This is a genomic window from Rhodoplanes sp., assembly GCF_013377085.1.
GTDB lineage: Bacteria > Pseudomonadota > Alphaproteobacteria > Rhizobiales > Xanthobacteraceae > Rhodoplanes.
This window is the reverse complement of the sequence record NZ_JACAAX010000023.1, coordinates 20,686-45,465: the sequence shown is the minus strand read 5'-3', so window position 1 is coordinate 45,465 and position 24,780 is coordinate 20,686. Positions and strand designations below refer to the sequence as shown.

Annotated in this window: 20 protein-coding genes and 1 riboswitch; of the genes, 15 read left to right on the top strand and 5 right to left on the bottom strand. The window is 69.7% G+C overall.

The genetic code is table 11. From position 1 onward, the window contains the following. The first annotated feature begins 29 nt into the window (after positions 1-29). The 5 genes from HXX10_RS16710 to murJ all read left to right on the top strand — a co-directional run bounded on the left by HXX10_RS16710 (position 30) and on the right by murJ (position 6,624). Positions 30-1,016 carry a tripartite tricarboxylate transporter substrate binding protein gene (locus HXX10_RS16710; protein ID WP_296523905.1) on the top strand — a complete coding sequence of 329 codons (987 nt, stop codon included), beginning with the start codon at positions 30-32 and terminating at the stop codon, positions 1,014-1,016. Between the two features lie 246 nt (positions 1,017-1,262). Next, entirely contained in the window at positions 1,263-2,510 is a 1,248-nt protein-coding gene (locus HXX10_RS16705) for a D-amino acid dehydrogenase (RefSeq protein ID WP_296523904.1), read from the top strand. Between the two features lie 186 nt (positions 2,511-2,696). Beyond that, entirely contained in the window at positions 2,697-3,695 is a 999-nt protein-coding gene (locus tag HXX10_RS16700; RefSeq protein ID WP_296523903.1) for a Gfo/Idh/MocA family oxidoreductase, read from the top strand. Between the two features lie 41 nt (positions 3,696-3,736). Continuing rightward, entirely contained in the window at positions 3,737-4,897 is a 1,161-nt protein-coding gene (locus HXX10_RS16695) for a DegT/DnrJ/EryC1/StrS aminotransferase family protein (RefSeq protein WP_296523902.1), read from the top strand. Positions 4,898-5,040: 143 nt separating this feature from the next. Then, positions 5,041-6,624, top strand: coding sequence for a murein biosynthesis integral membrane protein MurJ (murJ, locus tag HXX10_RS16690; RefSeq protein ID WP_296523901.1), 1,584 nt, complete (start codon positions 5,041-5,043; stop codon positions 6,622-6,624). A gap of 10 nt (positions 6,625-6,634) precedes the next feature. On the opposite strand, the gene HXX10_RS16685 is transcribed toward murJ, so the two are convergent. The 3 genes from HXX10_RS16685 to HXX10_RS16675 all read right to left on the bottom strand — a co-directional run bounded on the left by HXX10_RS16685 (position 6,635) and on the right by HXX10_RS16675 (position 9,579). Then, positions 6,635-7,702: an ankyrin repeat domain-containing protein gene (locus HXX10_RS16685; protein WP_296523900.1), complete on the bottom strand. Its 1,068-nt coding sequence runs from the start codon at positions 7,700-7,702 to the stop codon at positions 6,635-6,637. Positions 7,703-7,709: 7 nt separating this feature from the next. Further along, a complete protein-coding gene (locus HXX10_RS16680) occupies positions 7,710-8,459 on the bottom strand; it encodes a nuclear transport factor 2 family protein (RefSeq protein ID WP_296523899.1) in 750 nt (249 codons plus the stop codon). A gap of 220 nt (positions 8,460-8,679) precedes the next feature. Beyond that, complete coding sequence (locus HXX10_RS16675) at positions 8,680-9,579, bottom strand: trypsin-like peptidase domain-containing protein (protein ID WP_296523898.1); 900 nt, start codon at positions 9,577-9,579, stop codon at positions 8,680-8,682. Between the two features lie 334 nt (positions 9,580-9,913). On the opposite strand from HXX10_RS16675, the gene HXX10_RS16670 reads away from it, so the two are divergent. Together HXX10_RS16670 and HXX10_RS16665 are read left to right on the top strand one after the other, a co-directional pair. Then, on the top strand, positions 9,914-11,104 hold the full coding sequence (locus tag HXX10_RS16670) for an efflux RND transporter periplasmic adaptor subunit (protein WP_296523897.1): 1,191 nt from the start codon (positions 9,914-9,916) through the stop codon (positions 11,102-11,104). 10 nt (positions 11,105-11,114) lie between these two features. Continuing rightward, positions 11,115-14,291, top strand: coding sequence for an efflux RND transporter permease subunit (locus HXX10_RS16665; protein ID WP_296523896.1), 3,177 nt, complete (start codon positions 11,115-11,117; stop codon positions 14,289-14,291). 348 nt (positions 14,292-14,639) lie between these two features. Here the strand turns inward: HXX10_RS16665 and HXX10_RS16660 are convergent, their stop codons facing one another. Beyond that, positions 14,640-14,990: a hypothetical protein gene (locus HXX10_RS16660; protein ID WP_296523895.1), complete on the bottom strand. Its 351-nt coding sequence runs from the start codon at positions 14,988-14,990 to the stop codon at positions 14,640-14,642. A gap of 99 nt (positions 14,991-15,089) precedes the next feature. Between HXX10_RS16660 and HXX10_RS16655 the strand changes: the two genes are divergently transcribed. The 5 genes from HXX10_RS16655 to HXX10_RS16635 all read left to right on the top strand — a co-directional run bounded on the left by HXX10_RS16655 (position 15,090) and on the right by HXX10_RS16635 (position 21,706). Continuing rightward, positions 15,090-17,390 (top strand): xanthine dehydrogenase family protein molybdopterin-binding subunit, encoded by a 2,301-nt coding sequence (locus HXX10_RS16655; protein ID WP_296523894.1) that lies wholly within the window; start codon positions 15,090-15,092, stop codon positions 17,388-17,390. 274 nt (positions 17,391-17,664) lie between these two features. Continuing rightward, a complete protein-coding gene (locus tag HXX10_RS16650; protein ID WP_296523893.1) occupies positions 17,665-18,102 on the top strand; it encodes a cytochrome c in 438 nt (145 codons plus the stop codon). A gap of 17 nt (positions 18,103-18,119) precedes the next feature. Continuing rightward, positions 18,120-19,034, top strand: a complete 915-nt coding sequence (locus HXX10_RS16645; protein ID WP_296523892.1) for a cytochrome c — start codon at positions 18,120-18,122, stop codon at positions 19,032-19,034. A 146-nt stretch (positions 19,035-19,180) separates the two neighbouring features. Further along, a complete protein-coding gene (locus HXX10_RS16640) occupies positions 19,181-20,137 on the top strand; it encodes a DMT family transporter (protein WP_296523891.1) in 957 nt (318 codons plus the stop codon). A 204-nt stretch (positions 20,138-20,341) separates the two neighbouring features. Further along, entirely contained in the window at positions 20,342-21,706 is a 1,365-nt protein-coding gene (locus HXX10_RS16635; RefSeq protein WP_296523890.1) for an outer membrane beta-barrel protein, read from the top strand. Between the two features lie 129 nt (positions 21,707-21,835). Here HXX10_RS16635 and HXX10_RS16630 read toward each other — a convergent pair whose 3' ends face one another. After that, on the bottom strand, positions 21,836-22,072 hold the full coding sequence (locus HXX10_RS16630; protein ID WP_296523889.1) for an Lrp/AsnC ligand binding domain-containing protein: 237 nt from the start codon (positions 22,070-22,072) through the stop codon (positions 21,836-21,838). 208 nt (positions 22,073-22,280) lie between these two features. Continuing rightward, positions 22,281-22,423: riboswitch (TPP riboswitch) on the top strand. On the opposite strand from HXX10_RS16630, the gene thiM reads away from it, so the two are divergent. The 3 genes from thiM to thiD all read left to right on the top strand — a co-directional run bounded on the left by thiM (position 22,413) and on the right by thiD (position 24,657). Then, on the top strand, positions 22,413-23,201 hold the full coding sequence (gene thiM / locus HXX10_RS16625; protein ID WP_296523888.1) for a hydroxyethylthiazole kinase: 789 nt from the start codon (positions 22,413-22,415) through the stop codon (positions 23,199-23,201). It overlaps the preceding riboswitch by 11 nt. After that, entirely contained in the window at positions 23,201-23,860 is a 660-nt protein-coding gene (gene thiE, locus HXX10_RS16620) for a thiamine phosphate synthase (RefSeq protein WP_296523887.1), read from the top strand. The genes thiM and thiE overlap by 1 nt, the downstream gene beginning before the upstream one ends. After that, positions 23,860-24,657 carry a bifunctional hydroxymethylpyrimidine kinase/phosphomethylpyrimidine kinase gene (thiD, locus tag HXX10_RS16615; RefSeq protein ID WP_296523886.1) on the top strand — a complete coding sequence of 266 codons (798 nt, stop codon included), beginning with the start codon at positions 23,860-23,862 and terminating at the stop codon, positions 24,655-24,657. The genes thiE and thiD overlap by 1 nt, the downstream gene beginning before the upstream one ends. The last annotated feature ends 123 nt before the right edge of the window (positions 24,658-24,780 follow it).

The following is a 24,780-nucleotide window of genomic DNA, read 5'->3' as shown; positions in this document are numbered from 1 at the left end:
GCTCTCGACCCGAGCACACGAGGAACGAGATGATACGAGCGAGCTTGGCGGCCATGGCCGTCGCGGTCACGGCCCTGGCGGGCACGGCGCTGACGATGGCGCCGGCCCATGCCCAACCCTATCCGTCCCGCAACATCACCATGGTGGTGCCTTATCCGGCCGGCGGCTCGGTCGACGGCGTCGCCCGCATCATGGCGCAGAAGCTGCAGGAGTCGCTCGGCGTCAGCGTGATCGTCGAGAACCGCGCCGGCGGCGCCGGCGGCCTGGTCGGCGCCAACTCGGTCGCCAAGGCGACCCCCGACGGCTACACGCTGCTGCTGCAGGCGTCGATCCACGTGGTCACGCCGTTTCTGTTCAAGAGCGCGCCTTACGACGTGGTGAAGGACTTCACCCCGATCACCCTGGTCGCGGCCGGGCCACTGGTCGTCAGCACGAGCCCCAACGTGCCGGCCACCAATCTGAAGGAGTTTTTCGATCTGGTCCGCAAGTCGCCGGAGAAGTTCACCTTCGCGACCTCGAGCTTCGGCTCGGCCGGCCATTTGGCGGTCGAGCTGCTCAAGCGCGAGGCCGGTGTCGACGCGCTGGTGATCGCCTACAAGGGCGGCGGCCCGATGCTGACCGACCTGATGAGCGGCCAGATTCAGCTCATCGCCGATCCGATGGTGTCGTCGCTGCCGCTCGCCCAGTCGGGCAAGATCAAGGCCCTCGCCATCACCAGCCTGAAGCGCGCCACGATCGCGCCCGAGATCCCGACCGTCGAGGAGTCGGGCATGAAGCCGCTCGACTTCGTCTCCTGGTACGGGCTGTGGGCGCCCAAGGGCCTGCCGCCGGAGATCGCGGACAAGCTTCAGGCGGCGTCCGTCAAGGTGCTGGGCCAGGACGATACCAAGAAGCGCTTCGCCACGCTCGGCTTCGAGCCGATCGGGACCAGCCAGGCCGAGTTCGCCAAGTTCATCGACGACGAGATGACCCGCTACCTGAAGATCATCAAGGACTCGAACATCAAGACGGAGTGAGGTGTTTGCTCGCCTTCACCTCCCCCTGGAGGGGGGAGGTCGCCGAGCGCAGCTCGGCGGAAGGGGGTGATCGGCGAAGCCGGCGTTTGCGGCTTCACCCCACCCCGGTCGCGAGCTTCGCTCGCGCCCGACCCTCCCCCTCCAGGGGAGGGTGGACCTCTGGCCCACGACAGGTTCTGTCCGTGCCGGTCGGCTGTCTACACGGGGACCAAACACTCATCCCGCAGTGATCGGAAGCGCTTCATCATGAACGTTCTCGTGCTCGGGGCAGGGGTGGTCGGCACCGCCTGCGCTCATTATCTCCACGCCGCCGGCCATCGTGTCTCCGTGCTGGAGCGGCGGTCCGCGCCCGCTCTCGAGACGAGCTTCGGCAATGCCGGCGGCGTCTGTCCCGGCTTCGCCGGTCCGTGGGCGGCGCCCGGCATGCCGGTGAAAGCCTTGCGCTGGATGCTCGACCGCTATGCGCCGCTGGCGCTGCGGCCGAAGCTCGATCCGCATCAGTGGGCATGGCTCGCCGCCTTCGCCGGCAACTGCACGGCCGAGCGCTTCGCCCGCAACAAGGCGCGCATGCAGCGCATCGCCCATTACAGCAAGGCGTGTCTGGTGGCGCTGCGCCACGAGACCGGCATCGCCTATGATCACGGCGAGGGCGGTGTCCTTCAGTTGTTCCGTACCGAGGACGAGGTGGCGGGCGGCCGTCGCGCCGCCGCCGTGCTGCAACAGTTCGGCGTCGTTCATGAGCTGCTCGACGAAGCAGGCGTGCTCGCCGCCGAGCCGGCGCTGGCGCGTTCGCGGATCCGGTTCGCCGGTGGCCTCAACCTGCCGGGTGACGAGACCGGCGACTGCGCCCTGTTCACGTCCGGGCTCGCCGCGCGCCTGCAGGGCGAGGGCGTCACCTTCGCGTTCGATACCACGGTCACCAGGCTGCGTGTCGATGGCGGTCGGCTGCGCGGTGTCGAGACCGACAAAGGCACCCACGAGGCGGACGCTGTCGTGATCGCGCTGGGCGTCGAGGCGCCGTTCCTGCTGCGGCCGATCGGCCTCGACCTGCCGATCTATCCGGTGAAGGGCTATTCCATCACGGTCGATCTCGCATCGAACGACGACGGCCCGCGCTCCGCCGTGATGGACGAGCATTCCAAGGTGATGATCGCGCGGCTCGGCAACCGCCTGCGCGCCGCCGGCATGGCGGAGGTGGCCGGCTACGGCCTCGACGTGCGGCCGGATGGTATCGAGGCGGTGCTGCGGACCGTGCGGGCGATCTTCCCGGGCGCTGCGGTCGACGGTGCGGCAGCACCCTGGGCAGGCTTGCGGCCGATGACGCCGGACGGTCCGCCCTATCTCGGCGCGACCACGATCGAGGGGCTTTTCCTGGACGTCGGCCATGGCTCGAACGGCTGGACGCAGGCCTGCGGCAGCGGCCGCATCGTCGCCGACATCGTCTCGGGCCGCACGCCGGAGATCGATCTCGAGGGATACGGGATCGCCCGCTGACCAGTCGCCCGCGGCGCCGAATACTGCACGGCGCGACCGTCGCGGGCTGCACAAGAGCTGGCAGGACGCGCCAAAGTCGAATTGTAAATATTTGAATCAAAACGTGTTTGACTGACCGTCTTTTCACGTCGCACGGCGCGGCGCAGCGTGCTAGGAGGGCGGCAGGCAAAAAGACGGGGGTTGGGCATGGTCGACAACGCGAGGAGCAGCGGACAGAAGCCGTTGCGCGTCGGCGTCGTCGGCGTCGGCGTGATGGGATGCAACCACGCGCGCGTGTTCGCCGGCCTGCCCGGCGTGCAGCTCATCGGCGTCGCCGATCCGAATGTCGGCCAGACCGAGTTCGTCGGCCGCACGCTCGGTTGCGGCACCTTTCCGGACGTCGGCAAGCTTCTGGATTTCGGCGTCGACGCGGTGACGATCGCGGGCCCCACCCATCTGCACCGCGACCTCGCGCTCGCCTGTATCCATCGCGGCGTTCACGTGATGGTCGAGAAGCCGATCGCCTCGACGGTCGAGCAGGGCCGCGAGATCATCGATGCGGCGCGCCGGGCCAACCTCACGCTGATGGTCGGCCATGTCGAGCGCTTCAACCCGGCGACCCAGGCCCTGAAAGAAGCGATCCGCAACGAGGATATCCTGTCGATCGCCATCACGCGGGTCGGGCCGTTCCCGCCCCGCATGTCGAATGTCGGCATCGTCATCGACCTCGCCGTGCACGACATCGATCTGGTGCGCTGGTTCACGGACTCCGAGATCGTCGAGGTGCAGCCGCAGCTCTCCAGCGCCAAGGCCGAGCGCGAGGACATCGCGCTCCTGCAGTTCCGCACGGCCTCGGGTGTGCTCGCCCACATCAACACCAACTGGCTGACGCCGTTCAAGGCGCGCACCGTTCAGATCGCGACCAAGCGGAAATACATCACGGGCGACCTGCTGACCCGCCAGGTCACCGAATGCTTCGGCTTCCAGCCGGACGGCAGCTACTCGATGCGCCACCTGTCGGTCGGCCACGACGAGCCGCTGCGGTCCGAGCTCGGCGCCTTCGTCAAGGCGGTGCGCACCGGAACCAAGCCGCCGGTCGGCGGCGAGGAGGGCGTCGCCAGCCTCGAAATCGCCATCCGCTGCCTCGAAGGCGGCAGCGCGGCGCTCAACCAGCCGGTGCGCAAGCCGCGGGTCGCGGCGCGCTGACGCGCGAACCCGCTCGGCGCTCCCTCACGTCCAGGATACCCATGACCCAGCACGCCCGCTTGCAGCCGTCGCCGATCCCCTTCATCGACGTGGCGGCGCAACGCCGCGCGCTCGGCACCCGCGTCGACGAGGCGGTCGCGCGCGTGCTCGCGCATTGCCAGTTCATCCTCGGCCCCGAGGTGCAGACGCTGGAAGCCGAGCTCGCCGCGTTCTGCGGCGCCGGCAAGGCCGTCACCTGCGCCAGCGGCACCGACGCGCTGTCGCTGGTGCTGATGGCGAAGGGCATCGGGCCCGGCGACGCGGTGATCTGCCCGTCCTTCACGTTCTGCGCCACCGCCGAGGTGGTCGCGCTGCATCGCGCGACGCCGGTGTTCGCCGACATCGACGAGACGACCTACAACCTCTCGGTCGAGAGCGCCGCCGCGGCGATCGCCAGGGCGAAGCAACTCGGCTTGAAGCCGCGCGGAATCATCCCGGTCGATCTGTTCGGCCTGCCGGCCGACCACGACGCCATCGCGGCGTTGGCCAAGGCCGAGGGCCTGTTCGTGCTCGACGACGCCGCGCAGTCGTTCGGCGCGACCTACAAGGGCAAGCGGCTCGGCACCGATGGTCTCGCCACGGCGACGGCCACCAGCTTCTTCCCGGCCAAACCGCTCGGCTGTTACGGCGACGGCGGCGCGATCTTCACGGACGACGACGATCTGGTCGCCACCCTGAAGAGCCTGCGCGTGCACGGCCATGGCTCCGACAAGTACGACAATATCCGCATCGGCCTCACATCGCGGCTCGACACCGTGCAGGCCGCGGTGCTGATCGAGAAGCTGCGGATCTTCCCCGACGAGATTCTTGCGCGCGACGTGGTTGCGCGCCGCTATGCCGAGGGCCTCGCCGACGTGGTCGGCGTGCCGGTGGTGCCGGAGGGCTGCTCCTCCGTGTGGGCCCAGTACACCATCCGCATCCCCGCAGGATCGCGTGAAAAATTTGCCGCGGCCCTGAAGGCCGACGGCGTGCCGACCGCGATCTACTATCCGATCCCGCTGCACCGCCAGGTCGCCTACAAGCACTTCCCGACGGCCGGCAACGGCCTGCCGGTGTCGGACCGCGTCGCCGGCGAAGTGATCAGCCTGCCGATGCACGCCTACATGGACGCGCCGACGCAGGACCGGGTGATCGAATCGGTGCGGCGCGCGGTGCGGGGGTGATGACGATCGGATCATTGGGTATGCGTCATTCCGGGGCGCGGGCCGCAGGCCCGCGAGCCCGGAATCCATAACCCCTGTCTGTGAGTATGGATTCCGGGCCCGCCGCTGCGCGGCGTCCCGGAATGACCGGGGCGGGGCAGGCCATGCTCGGGCGCATCTTCACGGTCGGCGGACTGACGCTCGTCTCGCGCGTCACCGGTTTTCTGCGCGACATCATGCTGGCGGCCGTGCTCGGGGCCGGGCCGGCCGCCGACGCCTTCTTCGTCGCGCTGCGGCTGCCCAATCACTTCCGCGCCATCTTCGCCGAGGGGGCCTTCAACGCCGCCTTCGTGCCGGCCTATGCGCGCATCCGCCAGCAGGGCGGCGCCGATCCGGCGCGGCTGTTCGCCGACCGCGTCTTCACCATGCTGATGGCGGCCGAGGCCGTGCTGCTGGCGCTGGCGCTCGCCTTCACGCCGGCCGTGATCAGCCTCTTGGCGCCGGGTTTCTCGGCGGATGCCGGACGCTTCGGGCTCGCCGTCGATCTCACCCGCATCACCTTTCCGTACCTGGTTCTGGTCAGTCTCGTCACCCTCTATGGCGGCATGCTCAACGCCGTGCAGCGCTTCGCCGCGCCGGCCGCGGCGCCCGTGTTGCTGAACCTCTCGATGATGGCGACGCTGGCGCTCGCCGCCTTCTTCCCGACCGCCGGCCACGCCGCCGCCTGGGGCGTGCTGATCGCCGGCGTCTTGGAGGTTCTGCTGGTCGGCGCCGACACGGCGCGGCGCACCGGGCTGCCACGCTTCGCCCGCTTCAGCCTCGACGACGACGTTAAGAAATTCTTCCGCGCCCTCGGCCCGGCGACCATCGGCTCGGCCGGCCTGCAGATCGCGCTGTTCGCCGACACCATCATCGCGAGCTTCCTGCCGGCCGGCGCCCTGTCGGCGCTCTACTACGCGGACCGACTCAACCAGCTTCCGATCGGCGTGATCGGCATCGCGGTCGGCACCGTGATCCTGCCCGAGATGGCGAGCCGCATTGCCTCTGGCGACGAGGACGGCGCCCGCGCGGCGCAGAGCCGCGCCATGGAGCTGACCCTGCTCCTCTCGGTGCCGTGCCTGGTCGCCTTCCTGCTGCTGCCGGACCTGATCATGCTGGCGCTGTTCTCGCGCGGCGCCTTCACGGCGGCCGACGCGGGCGCGGCCGGCGCGACGCTCGCCGCCTACACGATCGGTCTTCTGCCCTTCGTGCTGATCCGCAGCGTCACGGCGACGTTCTTGGCCCGCGGCGACACGGCGACGCCGGTCAAGGCGCTGCTCGCCTCCGTCGTCGTCAACGTCGCCTTCAAGCTCGCCCTGATGGGGTCGTTCGCCCAGGTGGGGCTGGCGCTCGCCACCTCGATCGGCGCCTGGATCAATTTCGGTCTGGTGGTGTGGTTCGCCAAGCGCGCCGGGTTCCTCGATCTCGACAAGCGGCTCGCCAATTCGATCGTGCGGCTCGCGGTCGCGGCCGTCGTGCTGGCCTTCGCGCTGATGGCCGGCCTGCGCCTCGTCGCCGTGATGATCGAGCCCGGCCAGGCGTGGCGGCAGGAGCTGTCGCTCGCCGCGCTGGCGCTCTTCGGCGGCGTCGTCTACGCGGCCGCGGTCGCGGCGCTGTTCGGCCGGCAATGGCTGCGCGGCCTCGCCCGCAGGCGCCGGGCCGCCCTGACGGGCACCACGCCGGTGGTTCCGCCGACCGATCCGGTGTGATCAGACAGGCCTACGCCACCGCCGTCGCCATCTCGCGCAGCCGGCGCGTCAGCGGGTGGTCGGGCCCGAGCTTTTCGGCCGCGAGATCGACCGGCCGCTTGCCGTCCCAGGCCACCAGATCCGTGCGGGCGCCGGCATCGACCAGGGCTTCGGCGCAGTCGGCGAAGCCGTGCCAGAGCGCGTCGTGCAGCGGCGTATAGCCGTTCGACGGGCCCTGATAGTCGAGGTGGACACCCTCGGCGGTGGCGAGCCGCCGGGTGATGTCGAGGTGCCCGTTGTAGGTCGCCTTGTGCAGCGGAACGGCGCCGAACACCGGCTCGATGGCGTTGACGTCGGCGCCGGCATCGATCAAGAGGCCGACCATCTCGGTCGCGCCGTCGCGGGCCGCGACCAGCAGCGCCGTGTGGCCGTCGTCGAAGCCGCCGACGATTGGGAAACGCCTGTCGACCGGCCCGCCCGCTGCGAGGGCGGCGCGCAGCGCGCCGACGTCGCCGCCGTGCACGGCGCGGATCAGCGCGTGCTCTCCGTCCGCCACCTCGTCGCGGGCGCGCCGCGCCCGCACCAGGTCCTCGATGCGCGCGAGCTTCCTCTGATCGTCCTGGCCGAGGCTCACGTTTTTGGCGTAGGCGATGTGCTGGTCGAGCGTGAAGCCGTAATAGGTGGTCGGCGCGAGCCGGCAGTCGCGGTCGAGCAGCAGCGCGACGATGTCGTCGGCCTTGAACCAGATCGCCTCGAACAGCGGCGTGTGGCCCGTCGAGGTCGCCTGCAGGTCGATCGACGTGCCCGCCTCGACGAGCTGCTTCGCCACGGCGAAGTGCCCGCCCTGGCAGGCCTTGTGGAGGGCGCCGGCGCCGGCCTTGCGGTCGACCGCATCGACGAGCGCGCCGGCTGTGATCAAGGCGGCGACCGCATCGCGGTTGCCGATACCGGCCGCGAACATCAGCGGGGTGAGGCCGCTCGCCGGGTCCGTATGGTTCGGATCGGCCCCGGCGGAGAGCAGCGTGCGGACCGCCGCGGCGTCGCCGGTCCGCACCGCGGCGACGAGGTCGGCGCCGGGAGCCTTTGCGGTCGCGCTCATGCCGGCCTCACAGATTGCGATAGGCGCGCACCAGCGGCGACACGTCCCAGCACACCCGCCAGGCGACGATCTTGCGCCGGCGCACCGTGAGGAAGGTGGCGACCTGCAGGTCGTACTCGTTGCCGTTGGCGAGGCATTGGGCGTGCTCGTGGACGATGCCGACGGCCCGTTCGCCGTCCACCATCACGTCGCCCTGCAGCGTGAAGCTCAGCATCTTGGAATGCGCCGCCCACACCCCGAAGCTCTTCAGCACGTCCGGCACGCCCCGGTAGGAGCCGAGCCATGGCGCGAGATCGCTGACGCCGGCGACCGGCGGGACATTGTCCCAGGTGACGTCGGGATCGAGCAGGGCGATCGCGTCGTCTGGCTTGCCGGTCTGCATGTTGTGGAACCAGGCGGTGGCGACGGCGCGGGTCTCGGCCGGGTCGACGGGGGCGGGCAGGGGCTGTGCCGGCTGCGGGAACTTGGCCTTCACGTCGGCCAAAAAGCCTTCGTAGTCGCGCAGCGCCCACACCTCCTCGAACTCGAGATACTCGCGCATGGGCAGCCAGCCCATCGAGTTGCGGTCGAGATCCTCGAGCGACGAGGCATTGACGATGGCGATGATGCGATGCTGCGACACCACCTTGTAGAGCTGGACGAAGCCGGCCCGGATGCCCTCGACGCCGTGGTCGCCCTCCTGCGCCTCCAGGTCCCAGAGCTGGTCCTGCGAGATCCGCCCCTGATAGTTCCACCTCATCTGCACGTAGAACAGCATCGCCGGACCCCTTTGGTGGCAGGCGTGGGCCGGACCTGCGGCCCGGAGGACGGGTCGGAGGTCATCCCGGCGGCGCGGCGCCTGCGGGTTGCGGAATGCAACCTAAACGAGCGTCATAGGTGATGTAAACGCAAAAGTCGCACAAATCGTCGTGCGCAACTGTTCAGCGCGCCGGCCTGGTGGGGGGCGTCCCGGAAAAACCAGATCCGGATTTCACCGGTCAGGCGGCGGCGCGGCGAGGGCGTTCGTTGGGCACCAGCGACACGATGCGCCGGGCACCGTCGCGCAGAATCTCGACCGCGATGGTGCGGCCGATCTGCTCGCCGGTGAGGCTGCGCACCAGCTCGTCGGCGCCCGTCACGGGGCGGCCGTCGATCGCCAGCACGACGTCGCCGCCGGCGATTCCGGCCTCGGCGGCGGGGCTTCCCGGCTCGACCGAGGCGACCATCACGGCGCTGTCCTGGGCCACCCCGGCGAGATGCCGCAGCCGCGCCGGCAGGGCGGTCTGGGCCGCCGCAATGCCGATCCAGGCCCGGCGCACCCGGCCGTGCCGCACCAGCTCGCCGATCACATGCTTCACCGTGTTGGCCGCGATGGCAAAGCAGATGCCCTGCGCGCCCTGGATGATCGCCGTGTTGATGCCCACCACCTCGCCGTGCGAGGCGACCAGCGGGCCGCCCGAATTGCCCGGATTGAGCGCGGCATCGGTCTGGATCAGATCGTCGACCAGCCGGCCGCTCGACGCCCGCAGCGAGCGGCCCAGCGCCGAGACGACGCCGGCCGTCACGGTCGACTCGAAGCCGAGCGGATTGCCGATGGCGATGACGAGCTGGCCACGCCGCAGCTTTCGCGAGTCGCCGAGGGTGGCGGCAGGCAAAGCCAAGCTTTCCTCCACCCGTGCCAGGGCGAGGTCGGTGTCGGGGTCGATGCCGACCACCCGGGCGTTGAGCCGCATGCCGTCGGCCGTGGTGACCTTCAGCCGGGGGCTTGCCGTGACGACATGGTGGTTGGTGACGATCAGCCCGTCCGGCGAGACGATGACTCCGGATCCCGATCCGCCGCGACCCTGCGGACCGGCCACGTCGAGGCGCACCACCGCCGGGCCGATGCGATCGACCACCGACGTGACGGCGCGCGAATAGGCATCGAGCAGCGCGCTGTCGTCGTCTGATCGCGACGGTGCGGGCTGCGGCCGATCATCGAACTCCGGGTTCGATTTGGAAGAGGTGTAAACGATATGAATACACCGCGCGGCTGCGTCGGTATCGCAGTCGGGCGTGCGGCCTTTTCGGGGATGGACTTGCATGGCACGGGCGGATATGGGGAATGCCACGCTGTTATGGAAGACCATCGGGACGTCGCGCCAGCGCCGGGCTTCCTTCCCCAGGCGGGCCTTTGTCGGGCCACAAGGATGCGCGATGTCTGCCGATCCGAGAAAATCCGACGGAGCTGTCATGAGTCCGATCTGCGCGCGCCTTGCCGCCGTCAGCTTGGCCGTTGTCCTGGCGGGATGCGGCGGTGAGACCAAGCAGCCTGCGGCCGCGCCACCGCCGCCGCAAGTGACGGTGGCGAAGCCGGTCCAGCGCACCGTGACCGATTACGACGAGTATGTCGGCCGCTTCGTCGCGATCGACTCCGTCGAGGTGCGCGCGCGCGTCTCCGGCTATCTCGACCAGGTGAACTTCAAGGACGGCCAGCTCGTCAAGCAGGGCGACCTCCTGTTCACGATCGACAAGCGGCCGTTCCAGACCGCGCTCGACCAGGCCAAGGCGAATCTCGAACAGGCGCGTGCCAATCTCGCCTTCGCCGAGGCGGACCTCGCGCGCGCCCAGCAGCTCGTCCGCGACCGCACCATCACGGAGCAGACCTTCGACCAGCGCACGCAATCGAAGCGCGTCGCCCAGGCCTCGGTGTCGGCGCAGGAGGCGGCGGTGCGGCAGGCGACCCTCGACCTCGAGTTCACCGAGCTGCGCGCCCCGATCAGCGGCCGCATGGGTGATCGCCGCGTGTCGCCCGGCAATCTCGTCACCGGCGGCACCGGCGGCACCACCACGCTGCTCGCCACCATCGTCACCTACGATCCGATCCGTTTCGAGTTCACCTTCGACGAGGCGGCCTATCTGCGCTACCGGCGTTCGGCGGCCGACGGCCCGGCCAGCCGCTCGGGCGGCGTCGAGATCGCCCTCAAGCTGATCGATGAGCCGGACTTCAAGCACAAGGGCCCGATGGACTTCGTCGACAACGTCATCGAGCGGCTGACCGGCACCATCCGGGGTCGCGCCGTGCTGCCGAATGCCGACGGCCTGTTCACGCCCGGCATGTTCGCCCGCGTGCAGGTGCCTGCCTCGCAACCGCAAACCGCGTTGCTGGTGCCGGACGTGGCGATCGGCTCCGAGCAGGTCCGCAAATACGTCCTCGTGGTCGACGGCGAGAATGTCGCGCGCCAGAAATTCGTCACGCTGGGCCAGCTCGTCGACAAGCTGCGGGTGGTCAAGAGCGGCCTGTCGCCCGACGACCGGGTGATCGTCAACGGCATGGCCAAGACCCGGCCGGGCCAGAAGGTCACGCCGAAGGAGGAGGCGCCGGCGCCCGCCGGCCCGCAGGCCTCCGCGGCCGACAAGGCGCCGACCGCCAAGGCCGATTGAGAGTCATCCGATGAAGCTGTCGCACTTCTTCATCGAGCGGCCGATCTTCGCTTCGGTCATCTCGATCGTCATCGTCATTCTGGGCGCGGTCGCCTATGTGCGCCTGCCGGTCGCCCAGTATCCCGAGATCGCGCCGCCCGTCATCAACGTGACGGGCCAGTTTCCGGGCGCCAGCGCCGAGACTGTCGCCGAGACCGTGGTGGCGCCGGTCGAGCAGCAGATCAACGGCGTCGAGGGGATGCTCTACATCTCCTCGAACTCGACCGCCGACGGCCGCTTCTCGATCGCCGTGACGTTCAACATCGGCGTCAATCTCGACATCGCGCAGGTGCAGGTGCAGAACCGCGTGGCGATCGCGGCGCCGCGCCTGCCGCTCCAGGTCCAGCAGATCGGCGTGACGGTGGCGAAGGCATCGCCCGACATCCTGATGGTGGTGAACCTCTACTCGCCGGACTCCTCGCGCGACACGCTGTTCATCTCCAATTTCGCCAATATCCAGATCAAGGACGTGCTGTCGCGCGTCGACGGCGTCGGCTCCATCACGGTGTTCGGCAGCCGCGACTACGCCATGCAGATCTGGCTCGATCCCGACCGCATGCAGTCGCTCAACCTGACTGCGAACGACGTCACGGCCGCCCTGCAGGCGCAGAACATCCAGGTCGCCTCCGGCGTGCTCAACCAGCCGCCGGTGCCGGACCAGCTCGCCTTCCAGGTCGCGGTGCGCACGCTCGGCCGCCTGAGCGACCCGCAGGAGTTTGCCAACATCGTCGTCAAGCAGACCGAAATCGCCGTCGTCCGGATCAAGGATATCGGCCGGGTCGAGCTGACCGCGCAGGACTATTCCTCGACCTCCTACCTGGACCGGCAGCCGTCGGTGGCGCTCGGCGTCTTCCAGCGGCCGGGTTCGAACGCGCTGACGACCGGGCAGGGCGTGGTGGCGGCCATGGACCGCCTCGCGCCGGGATTCCCCGAGGGAGTCAAGCACGCCATCATCTACAACCCGACCCTGTTCATCGCCGAGTCGGTGCGCGCCGTCGTCGAGACCATTTTCGAGGCCGCCATCCTGGTCGTGCTGGTCGTCATCCTGTTCCTGCAGACCTGGCGTGCCGCGGTGATCCCCATCCTGGCGATCCCGATCTCGCTGGTCGGCACCTTCTTCGTGATGAGCCTGTTCGGCTTCTCGCTGAACAACCTGTCGCTGTTCGGCCTGGTGCTCGCCATCGGCATCGTCGTCGACGACGCCATCGTCGTGGTGGAGAACGTCGAGCGCAACATCTCGGTGGGGCTGACGCCCCGCGAGGCGGCGCACAAGACCATGGACGAGGTCGGCGGCGCCCTGGTCGCCATCGCGCTGGTGCTGACCGCCGTGTTCGTGCCGACCGCCTTCATCACCGGTATCTCCGGGCAGTTCTACCAGCAGTTCGCCCTCACCATCGCGGGCTCGACCCTGATCTCGCTCGTCGTCTCGCTGACCCTGTCGCCGGCGCTGTGTGCGCTGCTGCTCAAGAGTCACGATCCGCGCCAACGGGAGAGATGGTTCGAGAAGCCGGTTCACGGCTTCTTCCGCCTGTTCAACCGCGGTTTCGACGCCGTCGCCAACGGCTACGGCTGGCTGGCCGGGCGGGTCGTGCGTCTCGTGGTGCTGATGCTGATCGCCTATGCGGCCGTGCTCGGCTTCGGCCTCAACGAGTTCCGCAACACGCCGCGCGGCTTCATTCCCCAGCAGGACCGCGGCTACCTGATCGTGGCGTCGCAGCTCCCGCCCGGATCCTCGCTGCAGCGGACCGACGCCGTGATGAAACGCGCCGCCGAACTGGCGCTGTCGACGCCCGGCGTCGGTCACGCCATCAACATCGTCGGATTCTCGGGGGCGACCTTCACCAATGCCCCGAACGCCGGCGCCATGTTCCTGATCCTGGAGCCGTTCGACCAACGGGTCGGCGACCCGGCCAAGACCGCGGCGGGCATCCAGGGCGCGCTGTTCGGCAAGCTGGCGGCGATCCAGGAAGCCTTCATGGTGGTGGTGCTGCCGCCGCCCGTGCAGGGCATCGGCAATGCCGGCGGCTACCGCATGATGGTGCAGGACCGCGACGGCGTCGGCTCGCAGGCGCTGCTCGGCGCGGTCTACGGCATGATGGGCCGCGCTGCCCAGACGCCGGGCCTCAAGCAGGTGTATTCGCTGTTCGAGACCTCGACGCCGCAGCTCTATCTCGACATCGACCGCACCAAGGCGCAGCTCCTCGGCATCAATCTGGCCGACGTGTTCAACGCCCTGCAGGTCTATATCGGCTCGTCCTACGTCAACGACTTCAACCTGTTCGGCCGCACCTTCCGGGTGCAGGCGCAGGCCGAGGCCGAGCACCGGCTGGAGCCGAAGGACGTGCTGAGCCTGCGGGTGCGCAACGCCCGCGGCGAGACCGTGCCGCTCGGCTCGTTCACCACGGTGCGCGACATCTCCGGGCCGTACCGGGTGCCGCGCTACAATCTCTATCCGGCGGCCGAGCTCGACGGCGATTCCGCGCCCGGCTACTCGCAGGGCCAGGCCATCGCCATCATGGAGAAGCTCGCGGCCGAGACGCTGCCGCCGGGCATCGGCTACGAGTGGACGGGCATCGCCCTTCAGCAGCTCAAGGCCGGCGACACCGCGATCTTCGCCTTCGGGCTCGGGGTCGTCTTCGTGTTCCTGGTGCTGGCGGCGCAATACGAGAGCCTGACGCTGCCGCTCGCCGTCATCATGATCGTGCCGATGTGTCTGGTCGCGGCGATCAGCGGCGTCATTCTGCGCGGGCAGGACAACAACATCCTCACCCAGGTCGGCTTCGTGGTGCTGATAGGACTGGCGGCCAAGAACGCCATTCTGATCGTCGAGTTCGCCAAGCAGCTCGAGGACCAGGGGCACGACCGCGCGCACGCCGCCGTCGAGGCGGCGCGGCTGCGGCTGCGGCCGATCCTGATGACGTCGCTCGCCTTCGTGCTCGGTGTGGTGCCGCTGGTGTGGGCGACGGGCGCCGGCGCCGAGCTGCGCCAGGCGCTCGGTACGGCGGTGTTCTCCGGCATGATCGGCGTCACCACGTTCGGCCTGATCTTCACGCCGGCCTTCTACGTGGTCACGAGCTGGCTCGCCGGCCTCGCCAGCCGGCGTCGTGGTGCGCAGCCGGCGGCGCCGACCGGCCAGCCGGCCGAGTGACGGTGCCGTCGCTGGTGCGGCGGTTCGGATCTTGGTTCAGTCCCGCGCAAGCGGGACTCTCGACCGTCTTCGCGTGACTCCTGGGTCCCCGCTTTCGCGCTACGGGATGCACAGATCTCGTTTTGTCGAGACCATCTGGTGGTACGGCAAAAAGAGCGCCTTCCCCACCGTCGTCATCGCCGGGCTTGACCCGGCGATCCATCATCCTGCGAACAAAGCATTTTTGCGAAAATCGATGGATGCGCGGGTCGAGCCCGCGCATGACGCTCTCATGCATGGCAAGCGATGTGTGCATCCCGTAGCGCTTTCGCGAGGACGAGAGGCCGTCCGTGAGCGTGTCGGTCGGCCTCAGCGGCCGTAACCGCCCATTCCGCCGCCGCCACCCATTCCGCCGCCACCCGTCCCGCCGGCGCCGCCGCCACCAGCGCCGCTGCCGAGGTACTGGTGATACTCGGGCGGCAGGTACTGCTTGGCGCGCTGCATGCCCTGCTGCTGCTGGCTGCCCTGGCGGCTGCGCGTCTTGGCGCTCCGCTGGCCCTTTTTCGGGGGCTGGGTGGCATCGCCGCCGGGCGGCGATGTCGTCGCCGCGGTGGGGCCGCCGGCGGGACCCGGCGCCTGGGCGCCGGCCGATGCGGCGCCGAGCAGCAGGACCGTGGCCGTGACGAGGACGGAGGCGGCGCAACGAACCGATGGATGCATGGTTTCCTCCGAAATAGCTTCGTCTTGAAAGCGAACTTGCACCATCTACGGTAACATGGTCGCGGCAGCGCACAACCGTGGCGCGGGCGAGGAGCCATCATGAAGTTCGGGATGTCGCAGGCCGTGACCCGCAAGGAGGACGACGCGTTTCTGCGCGGCGCCGGGCGCTACGTTGCCGATCTCGTGCCGGCCGACGCGCTGCGCGCCGTGGTGTTGCGCAGCCCGCACGCGCATGCCCGCTTCCGAATCGCGGATCTCGCCGTTGCCCGCGCCAAGCCGGGCGTAAAACTGGTCCTGACGGCCGACGATATCGCCTCGCTCGGGCCGCTGCCCTGCCGGGGGATTCCGCGCGGCGTCAGGCTCGACGTGCCGGACTATCCTGTCCTGGCGCGCGACGTGGTGCGCCATGTCGGCGATGCCGTCGCCTTCGTGGTCGCCGACACGGTCGACCAGGCGCGCGACGCCGCCGAGGCGATCGTCATCGACTGGCAGCCGCGCCCGCATGTGGTCGACGCCGTCGCGGCGCTCGGCGACGAGGCGCCGGTCGTGTGGGACGGTCGCGCCGGCAATCTCGTCTACACGCAGACGCTCGGCGGCCAGGCTGCGACCGAGGCGGCCTTCGCGACGGCCGCCCGTACCGTCGCGCTGAAGCTGGTGAATCAGCGGCTGGTCGCGAACTACATGGACACCCGCGCCGTCACGGCCGCGTTCGACGCGGCGGACGGGCGCATCACCCTGACGCTCGGCAGCCAGGGCTCGCATGCGGTGCGCGACGTCCTGGCCCGCAAGGTGCTGCGCATTCCGCCGGAGCGATTGCGCGTCGTCACGCCGGATGTCGGCGGCGGCTTCGGCACCAAGCTGTTTCCGTATCGCGAGTACGCGCTCGCCGCCGTCGCGGCGGAACGGCTCGGTCGCACGGTGAGCTGGGTCGCCGATCGCTCGGATCATTTCGTCGGCGACAGCCACGGCCGCGACAATGTCACGACGGCGCGGCTCGCACTCGACGACAACAACCGGTTCCTGGCGCTGTCGGTCGACATGGTCTGCGACATGGGGGCGTATCTGTCGTGCTACGCGCCCTACATCCCGTTCGCCGGGGCCGGCATGCTGCCCGGCGTCTACGCCATCCCGACCTGTCACGTGCGCATCCGCGGCGCCTTCACCAACACGGTGCCGGTCGATGCCTATCGTGGGGCAGGGCGGCCCGAGGCGGCCTATGTAATCGAGCGGCTGGTCGATACCGCGGCGCGCGAGCTCGACGTCGCGCCGGACGCGCTGCGTCGGCAGAACTTCATCAAGCCGCCGGCGATGCCCTACACGACCGCGACGGGCAAGACCTACGACTCCGGCGCCTTCGCGGTCCACATGGCGCGCGCCCAGGAGATCGCCGACTGGTCCGGCTTCCCCCACCGCGCCGCGACGGCGCACCGCCACGGCCGGCTGCGCGGCATCGGCCTCGCCACCTATGTCGAGGCCTGCGGCGGCAACGGACCCGAGACCGCGACGCTGCGGCTCGACCGCGACGGCACCGTCACGGTGCTGATCGGCTCGCAATCGACCGGCCAGGGCCATCACACGGCCTATGCGCAGATCGTCGCCGAGCATCTCGGCCTGCCGCCCGAGCGCGTCCACATCGTGCAGGGCGACACCGACCGGATCGCCACCGGCGCCGGCACGGGTGGCTCGAGCTCGATCCCGTGCGGCGGCGTGGCCGTGGACGGCGCTTCCAAAAAGCTCGCCGAGGTGGTGAAGGAGCTCGCCGCCGATCTGCTCGAAACCGCCACGGCCGATATCGAGATCGCCGACGGCATGGTGCGGATCACCGGCACCGACCGGGCCGCGACGTTCGCGGCGCTCGCTGCAGCATCCGGTGTCGATCCTGCGCGGCTCACCGTGGCGGAGACCTTCAGCCCGCAGGTCGCGACCTATCCGAACGGCACGCATCTCGCCGAGGTGGAGATCGACCCCGACACCGGGCGGGTGGCGATCGTGCAATACGTGATCGTCGACGATGTCGGCATGACCCTCAATCCGCTGCTGCTAGAAGGCCAGATCCACGGCGGCGCCGCCCAGGGGATCGGCCAGGCCCTGCTGGAGCGCACCGTCTACGATGCCGAGTCGGGCCAGCTCCTCACCGCGAGCCTGCAGGACTATGCGCTGCCGCGCGCCGGCGACATGCCGGACTTCGTCTTCGAGACCTGCAACGTGCCCTGCGTCACCAATCCGCTCGGCGTGAAGGGAGCGGGCGAGGCCGGCACCATCGGGGCGGCACCGGCCGTGATCAATGCCGTCGTCGATGCCCTGTGGCGGTCCCATCGCATCAGCGACATCGACATGCCGGCGACTCCCGAGCGGGTGTGGGCGGTGCTGCGCGAGAACGAGCGGATGCATACGATGTAGCCATCGTCGGAGTGCCTTGCGCTGCGGCTTGGTTGTCCGCGATGCTCGTCGCGACGCACCGCACACCGAGGATGCGCTGCGAAAGCCACAGTCCACCGAAATCGCCATCACCATACCATCGCAATTTCGTGATCCCGTGCGGCGTCGAAGCATGCTGTTTGTCCGCGGAAATATAGGTAAAGCTCCGTAGGTCATGGTTGGCGACCCGCTCGCCGCCCGGGCGGGCGTCCTGCCGGTCCGATCACCCCCGCCGACACCAACGACAGGAGACCTCATGACGACGCGTATGATGCTCGCCGCCGCCGTGCTCGTTACGGGCGTGACCGTCGCCGCCGCGCAGGACCCGATCGCGGAGCGCAAGGCCACCATGAAGGCCAACGGCGACCAGGCCCGCATCGGCGCCCTGATGGCGCGCGGCGAGGCGCCGTTCGATCTCGCCAAGGCGCAGGCGGTCTTCCAGACCTATGCGGACAGCGTGGCCAAGGTGAAGGGGCTCTTCCCCGACAACACCAAGACGGGCGGCGACACGGCGGCCGATCCGCGTATTTGGGAGACCATGAGCGACTTCCAGGCCAAGCTCGCCAAGTTCGGCCAGGACGCGACCGAAGCCAAGGCCAAGGTGAAGGACGAAGCGAGCTTCAAGGCCAACTTCTCCGAGGTGCAGAAGAACTGCGGCGGCTGCCACGAGACCTACCGGCTCAAGAAGAGCTGAGTGCGCTCGGAGTTCCCATGCTGCGCAAGCTGATCATCGTCGCGGTGCTGGTGCTGGTGACCGGCGCCGCGGCGGTCTACGTGCTGACCGAGCCGGCGCGGGTGCCGACCGCGATACTCGCGGCCCACACGCCGAATCTCGACAACGGCCGCACCATGTTTTTCGCCGGCGGCTGCGCCTCCTGCCACGCCTCCTCCAAGGAGGACCGTACGCGGCTCGGCGGCGGCATGGCCCTGCACTCGCCGTTCGGGACCTTCTACGCGCCCAACATCTCGCCCGACCCGGCCGACGGCATCGGCCGCTGGAGCGAGGCGGATTTCGTCAGCGCCATGCAGGACGGCACCTCGCCGGACGGCCGCCACTACTATCCGGCGTTTCCCTACACGTCGTATCAGCGCATGGAGCCGTCCGATCTCCGCGATCTGTTCGCCTTCCTGAAGACGCTGCCCGCCGTCGCCGGCAAGGTGCAGGACCACGACATGGCCTTCCCGTTCTCGGTGCGGCGTGGCATCGGCCTGTGGAAGCTCGTCTATCTCGACGGCACGCCGTTCCGCCCCGACCCGTCGCGGTCGGCGGCGTGGAACCGCGGCGCCTATCTGGTCAACGGGCCCGGCCACTGCGCCGAATGCCACTCGCCGCGCGACTCGTTCGGTGGCATCCGGGCCGGCCAGCGTTTCGCCGGAGGTCCGAACCCGGAAGGCGAAGGCTGGGTCCCCAACATCACCGGCAAGGGGCTGGCAAAGTGGTCCGCCAAGGACGTCGCCTACATGCTGGAGACCGGCGAGCTGCCCGATGGTGATTCGGTCGGCGGCGGCATGGCCGCAGTGGTGCGCAACACCGCGCAGCTCTCGGCCGAGGACCGTGCCGCCATGGCCGAGTACCTGAAATCGCTGCCGCCCGTCGACGGACCGCCGCGGCCTGCGCGGCGGTGACTTTTCTGTCGTTTCGGGCCCGCCGCTGCGCGGCGTCCCGGAACGACCCACGACACAGCGGTCGCCCCGCACAGCCGGGTCCCGTCGGGACGAGGTTCCCCGACGCGCCCCCACGTGCCACAAAGGGTCGCAGCGCCACGCCCGGAATGCGTCCCCCGTCCGCCATGAGCCTCAACGCCGCCATTCTCATCAAGGTCGTCTCGGTGCTCCTGTTCGCCGTGATGTCGGCGCTGGTGCGCTATGTCGGCGAGGCCGGGATCCCGCTCGGCCAGGTGGTGTTCTTCCGCAGCCTGTTCGCCCTGATCCCGGTGGTGCTGATCTTTGCGGCGCGGCGCGAGCTCGCCTCGGCGGTGCGCACCAGCCGGCCGCTCGGCCATCTCGGTCGCGGCAGCATCAGCGTGGTCGGCATGTTCCTCAACTTTGCCGCGCTGTCGCGGCTGCCGCTGGTCGACGCGACCGCGATCAGCTTCGCGGCCCCGATGATCACGGTGGCGCTCGCCGCCCTGGTGCTGAGCGAGCGGGTGCGGGCCTATCGCTGGTCGGCCGTGGCGGTCGGCTTCTGCGGCGTGCTGGTGATGCTGTGGCCTTATCTCGGGCTCGGCCGGCTGGTGACGGCGGGCTCGGCCGAGAGCAGCGTCGGAGCGCTGTGCGCGGTCGGCTCGGCCTTCACCAACGCCTTTGCCGTGATCCAGACGCGGCGCCTGACCGACAGCGAGACGACGTCGTCGATCGTGTTCTATTTCTCGCTGATCTGCACCATCGCCGGCGGCATCATCGTGCCCTTCGTCTGGCAGACTCCGACCTTGCCGCAGCTCGTGGCGCTGATCGCGGTCGGCGTGCTCGGCGGCATGTCGCACATCCTGCTCACCGAGAGCTACCGCTACGCCGCCGCCTCCATCATGGCACCGTTCGACTACCTGACGCTGCTGTTCGCCTTTGTGATCGGCTACGCGGCCTTCGGCGAAATCCCGACCGTCTACGCCTATGTGGGGGCTGTCGTGGTGGTGCTGTCGGGCCTGTTCGTGATCTGGCGCGAGCGCCAGCTCGCCGCCCGACGCCAGCGCCTGCGCAGTGGCACCCCGGACAGTCCGTCCGACGACTGAGCGATCGGAGGCGCAGGCCGAGCCCGGGATCCGGGGAGGCGACCGCTGGTCCTCGCGGTCCGGCACTGTGGCCCGCCCGGCACACGTCCCGAGAAATCGCCGATGCGGATGCCGCTGGGAAACAATTCCGCAAGTCTTACCGGGTAATCAGGCCGGATCAGCGTACGATGCCGCACGGGACAATTTCTGGAAGGGGATGGCGCGATGAAACGGATGCTCTTGGCGGGTGCCGCGTCGCTTGCGTTGGTCGGGGCCGCCGCTGCAGCCGATCTTCCCGCCCGCATGCCCCTGAAGGCGCCGCCGCCGGCCCCGGTCTACAACTGGACCGGCTTCTATGTCGGCGCCTATTACGCGACGTCGATCGCCCAGTCCCGTGCCAGCTCGAACCGCTTCGCCGGAGATGCCGAGGTCAACGATACCGGCATCTCGGCCGGCGTCACGGCCGGATACAACTGGCAGTTCGCGCCGACCTGGCTGGTGGGCCTGGAGGGCGATTTCGGCTGGCTCGGCACCGAGCGGAGCTTCATCGACTACAACGATCCGGTCAGGGTCGGCGTCAAGACAGACGCCTTCGGAACGGTGCGCGGCCGGTTCGGCTACGTGACCGGGCCGTCGCTGCTCTACGTCACGGGCGGCGCTGCGTTCAGTCGCGTCCGCGAGACGTTCGGGGGCAGTAGCGTGCTGGCGGCGACCGAGACGCGCTCCACCGAATGGGGCTGGACAGCCGGCGGCGGCATCGAGACCAAGCTGTCGCGGAGCTGGAGCACCACGGCCGAGTATCTCTACGTCGATCTCGGCAGCAACAGCTTCGCCGCCAACCCCTATGGCCTCGCCGACACGGCGACGTTCACCAACCGCGCCCACGTCATCAAGACCGGCATCAATTACAAGTTCGGCGACGGGCCGTTCGAGATGTACCCGCTCTTCGGCGGGCCGCTGTCCTCGCCGCAGCGCTGGGCGGGCTTCTATGTCGGCGTCAACGCCGGCCTCGGCATCTCCAACGTCAAGGTGCCGACCATCATGACGCCGGGTCCGAACGGCGAGGAGAACGTCAACGGCACCGGATTCACCGGCGGCGGGCAGGCCGGCTACAACTGGCTGGTGTTCTCCAACTGGATCGTCGGCGTCGAAGGGGATGTCGGCTATCTCGGCATCGACCACAGCTACCGCGACTGGTTCGACTCCGGCACCGAGTTCGGCACCAAGACCACCTGGTACTCGACGGCGCGTGGCCGTGTCGGCATGAGCACGGGTCCGGCCCTGATCTACGGAACGGCGGGCGCGGCCTTTGCCGACGTGTCGACCCGCTGGGGCAATCCGAGCGTGACGACGTCGCAGACACGGTCCGGCTGGACGGTCGGCGGCGGCATCGAGACGGCGCTGGATTCGCGCTGGTCGGTGCGGATGGAATACCTGTACATGGATCTCGGCCGGACCGACGTCACGACGACGGCTGCGTTCGCACCCGGCGTGCCGCTGACGGCCGAGTTCAACAACCGCTTCCAGGTGGTTCGCGCCGGCCTGAACTACAGCTTCAACATGCCGGAGCCGATCGTCGCCCGGTACTGAACGCGCTCGCTCGACGCTTTGCGAAAGCCCCGGCCTCGGCCGGGGCTTTTCGATTCCAGGCGACCGCGCGGCTGCGCCGATGCAGGCCCGCCGCGCTCTCCGGGGCCGGTCTTCGGCCGGCGCGGCGGCTCAGAACGCCTTGAACGTGATGATCGTCTTGGTGTCCATGATGCCCGGGATGGTCTGGACCTTCTCGTTGACGAAATGGCCGATGTCGGTCGACTGATCGACGTAGAACTTCACCAGGAGATCGTAGTCGCCCGCCGTCGAGTAGATTTCCGAGGCGATCTCGGCGTCGGCGAGCTGGTTGGCGACCTGGTACGACTTGCCCAGGTTGCATTTGATCTGCACGAAGAACGGAACCATCGGCTTCCCCCCGCGCCGGCCCGGCGCCCGGCCGCGATGTCGCGCCAAAAACTTGCCGCGATCACGACCCGCCGCAATCGAGCAAAACCGCGCGGCTTTGACAAGCGCAGCGCGCGCCGCCCGCCCACCCGGCCCGCGGGGGGCCGCGCCGCCGCGCGCCGGGACGCCATCCCTTGCGCCCCGGCAGGCGAGCGACTAGTTTCCGCCTGCAATCTCAGCGGGGTGTCCGGCGAATCCGCGTCCGGACTGAGAGGCGCCGCGGCCGGCCCGAACGCCTCGGGCAGGCTGTCTGCCAACCCGTCGAACCTGATCCGGATCATGCCGGCGGAGGGAGCTCGAGATGCGCGCGCGCGACAGCGATCCCGTCGGAACCAGCGACCTCGTCGACGCGGCGGCGGACGTGCTCGCCCGCCTGCGCGAGCGTCGCCCGCGGGTTCATTGCATCACCAACACGGTGGCCCAGACCTATACGGCCAATCTGCTGCTCGCCGCCGGCGCCATCCCGTCGATGACCATCGCGGCCGACGAGGTGGCGGCCTTCGTGTCCAGCGCCGATGCGCTGCTGGTCAATGTCGGCACGCTCGACGATTCGCGGCGGGCGGCCATCGGCCTCGCCATCGACGCCGCCGCCGACAACGGGCTGCCTTGGGTTCTCGATCCGGTGTTCGTCGACCGCTCGCCGGACCGCGCCGGCTTCGCCCAGGCGCTGCTCGCCATGCGGCCGACCGTGGTGCGGCTCAATCCGGCCGAGTTCTCGGCGCTGGCGGGCGGCCCGCCGGAGCCGGCCGCGATCGACCGCTTCGCGTCCGGGCTGCATGCCGTGGTGGCGCTGAGCGGGGAGACCGACCAGGTCTCGGACGGCGCCCGGCACGCAGCGATCGCCAACGGCCATCGCTGGATGACGCGCATCACCGCCATGGGCTGCGCCGGCGCCGCCCTGGTCGCCGCCTGCCTCGCCGTCGAGGACGACCCGTGGCGGGCCACCATCGCGGCGCATCTGGTGCTCGGGGTCGCGGCCGAGCGCGCCGCCGTCGTGTCGAGCGGGCCGGGCAGCCTCGCCACCAGCATTCTCGATGCGCTGTTCGATCTCGATCGCAAGGACCTGCACGAGCGGGCGAGGGTGAGCTGATGCCGGTCGATGTTCGTCTCAACGCCATCGTGGATCCCGAGCGCGCCGGTGGCCGCCCGCTGGTCGACCTCGCCCGCGCGGCCGTCGCCGGCGGCGCCACGCTGGTGCAGCTCCGCGACAAGCACGGCCACACCCGCCGGCTGATCGACACGGCGCGCGCCTTGATCGACGAGCTGTCGCCGCTCGGCGTGCCGCTGATCGTCAACGACCGGGTCGACGTCGCGCTCGCGGCCGGCGCCAGCGGCGTGCATCTCGGGCCGGACGACATGGAGATCGCCGATGCGCGGGCGCTGCTCGGTCCCGCCGCGATCATCGGCCACTCGATCAAGTCGATCGCGCAGGCCGAGGCCGTGCCGATCGAGCTGATCGACTATGCCGGCGTCGGCGGCGTCTATGCGACGCTCTCCAAGGACAATCCGGCGCCGCCGATGGGGCCTGCGGGTCTCGGCGCGATCCGCGCCGTGCTGCGGCGGCGCGCACCGACGATGCCGGTCGTCGGCATCGCCGGCATCGACACGACCAACGCCGCCGCCGCGATCGCGGCCGGCGCCGACGGCGTCGCGGTGATCTCGGCGCTGTCGCTGGCGGCCGATCCCGAGATGGCGGCGCGGGCATTGCGCGCCATCGTGGACGGCGCGCTGGCGCAACGGCAGGCGTGATGACCGCCATCGCCGTCACCATCGCGGGTTCGGATTCGAGCGGCGGCGCCGGCATCCAGGCCGACCTGAAGACCTTCTCGGCGCTCGGCGTCTACGGAGCCTCGGTGATCGCCGCGCTGACGGCGCAGAACACCACCGGCGTCACGGCAATCCACGACGTGCCGCCCGCCTTCATCGCGGCCCAGATCGACGCGGTGTTCTCCGACCTCGCCGTCGATGCGACCAAGATCGGCATGCTGTCGGTGCCGGCCGCCATCACGGCGGTGGCCGAGGGGCTCGACCGCCACGGCGCCCGCAACGTGGTGCTCGACCCGGTCATGGTCGCGACCAGCGGGGCGCGGCTGCTCGCTCCCGCGGCGGTCGATGCGCTGATCCGTGCGCTGCTGGCGCGCGCCGATCTCGTCACGCCGAACCTGCCCGAGGCCGCGGCCCTGCTCGGCACCGCCGTCGCGCACGACGAGGCGGAGATGCGGGCGCAGGGCGAGGGGCTGCTCGCCCGTGGGGCGCGGGCCGTATTGATCAAGGGCGGTCACGGCGCCGGGCCGGAAAGCGCCGACCTGCTGGTCACGCCCGCCGGGGTGCGGCGCTTCGCGGCGCCCCGGATCGCCACGCGAAACACCCACGGGACCGGCTGCACGCTGTCCTCGGCGGTGGCGGCCGGGCTCGCCAAGGGGCTCGACCTCGTCGCCGCGGTCGGCGCCGCCAAGGCCTATCTGGCGGAGGCGATCGCCGCCGCCGATCGGCTGAGCATCGGCTCGGGACACGGGCCGGTCCATCATTTTTCGCGGTGGTGGTGAGCGATGCGCAGATCACCGAGCTGGTCATTCCGGGGCGCGGACCGCAGGTCCGCGAGCCCGGAATCCATACGCCCTGGGGCGGTGGCTCACGAAAAACCGGGGTTATGGGTTCCGGGCTCGCTG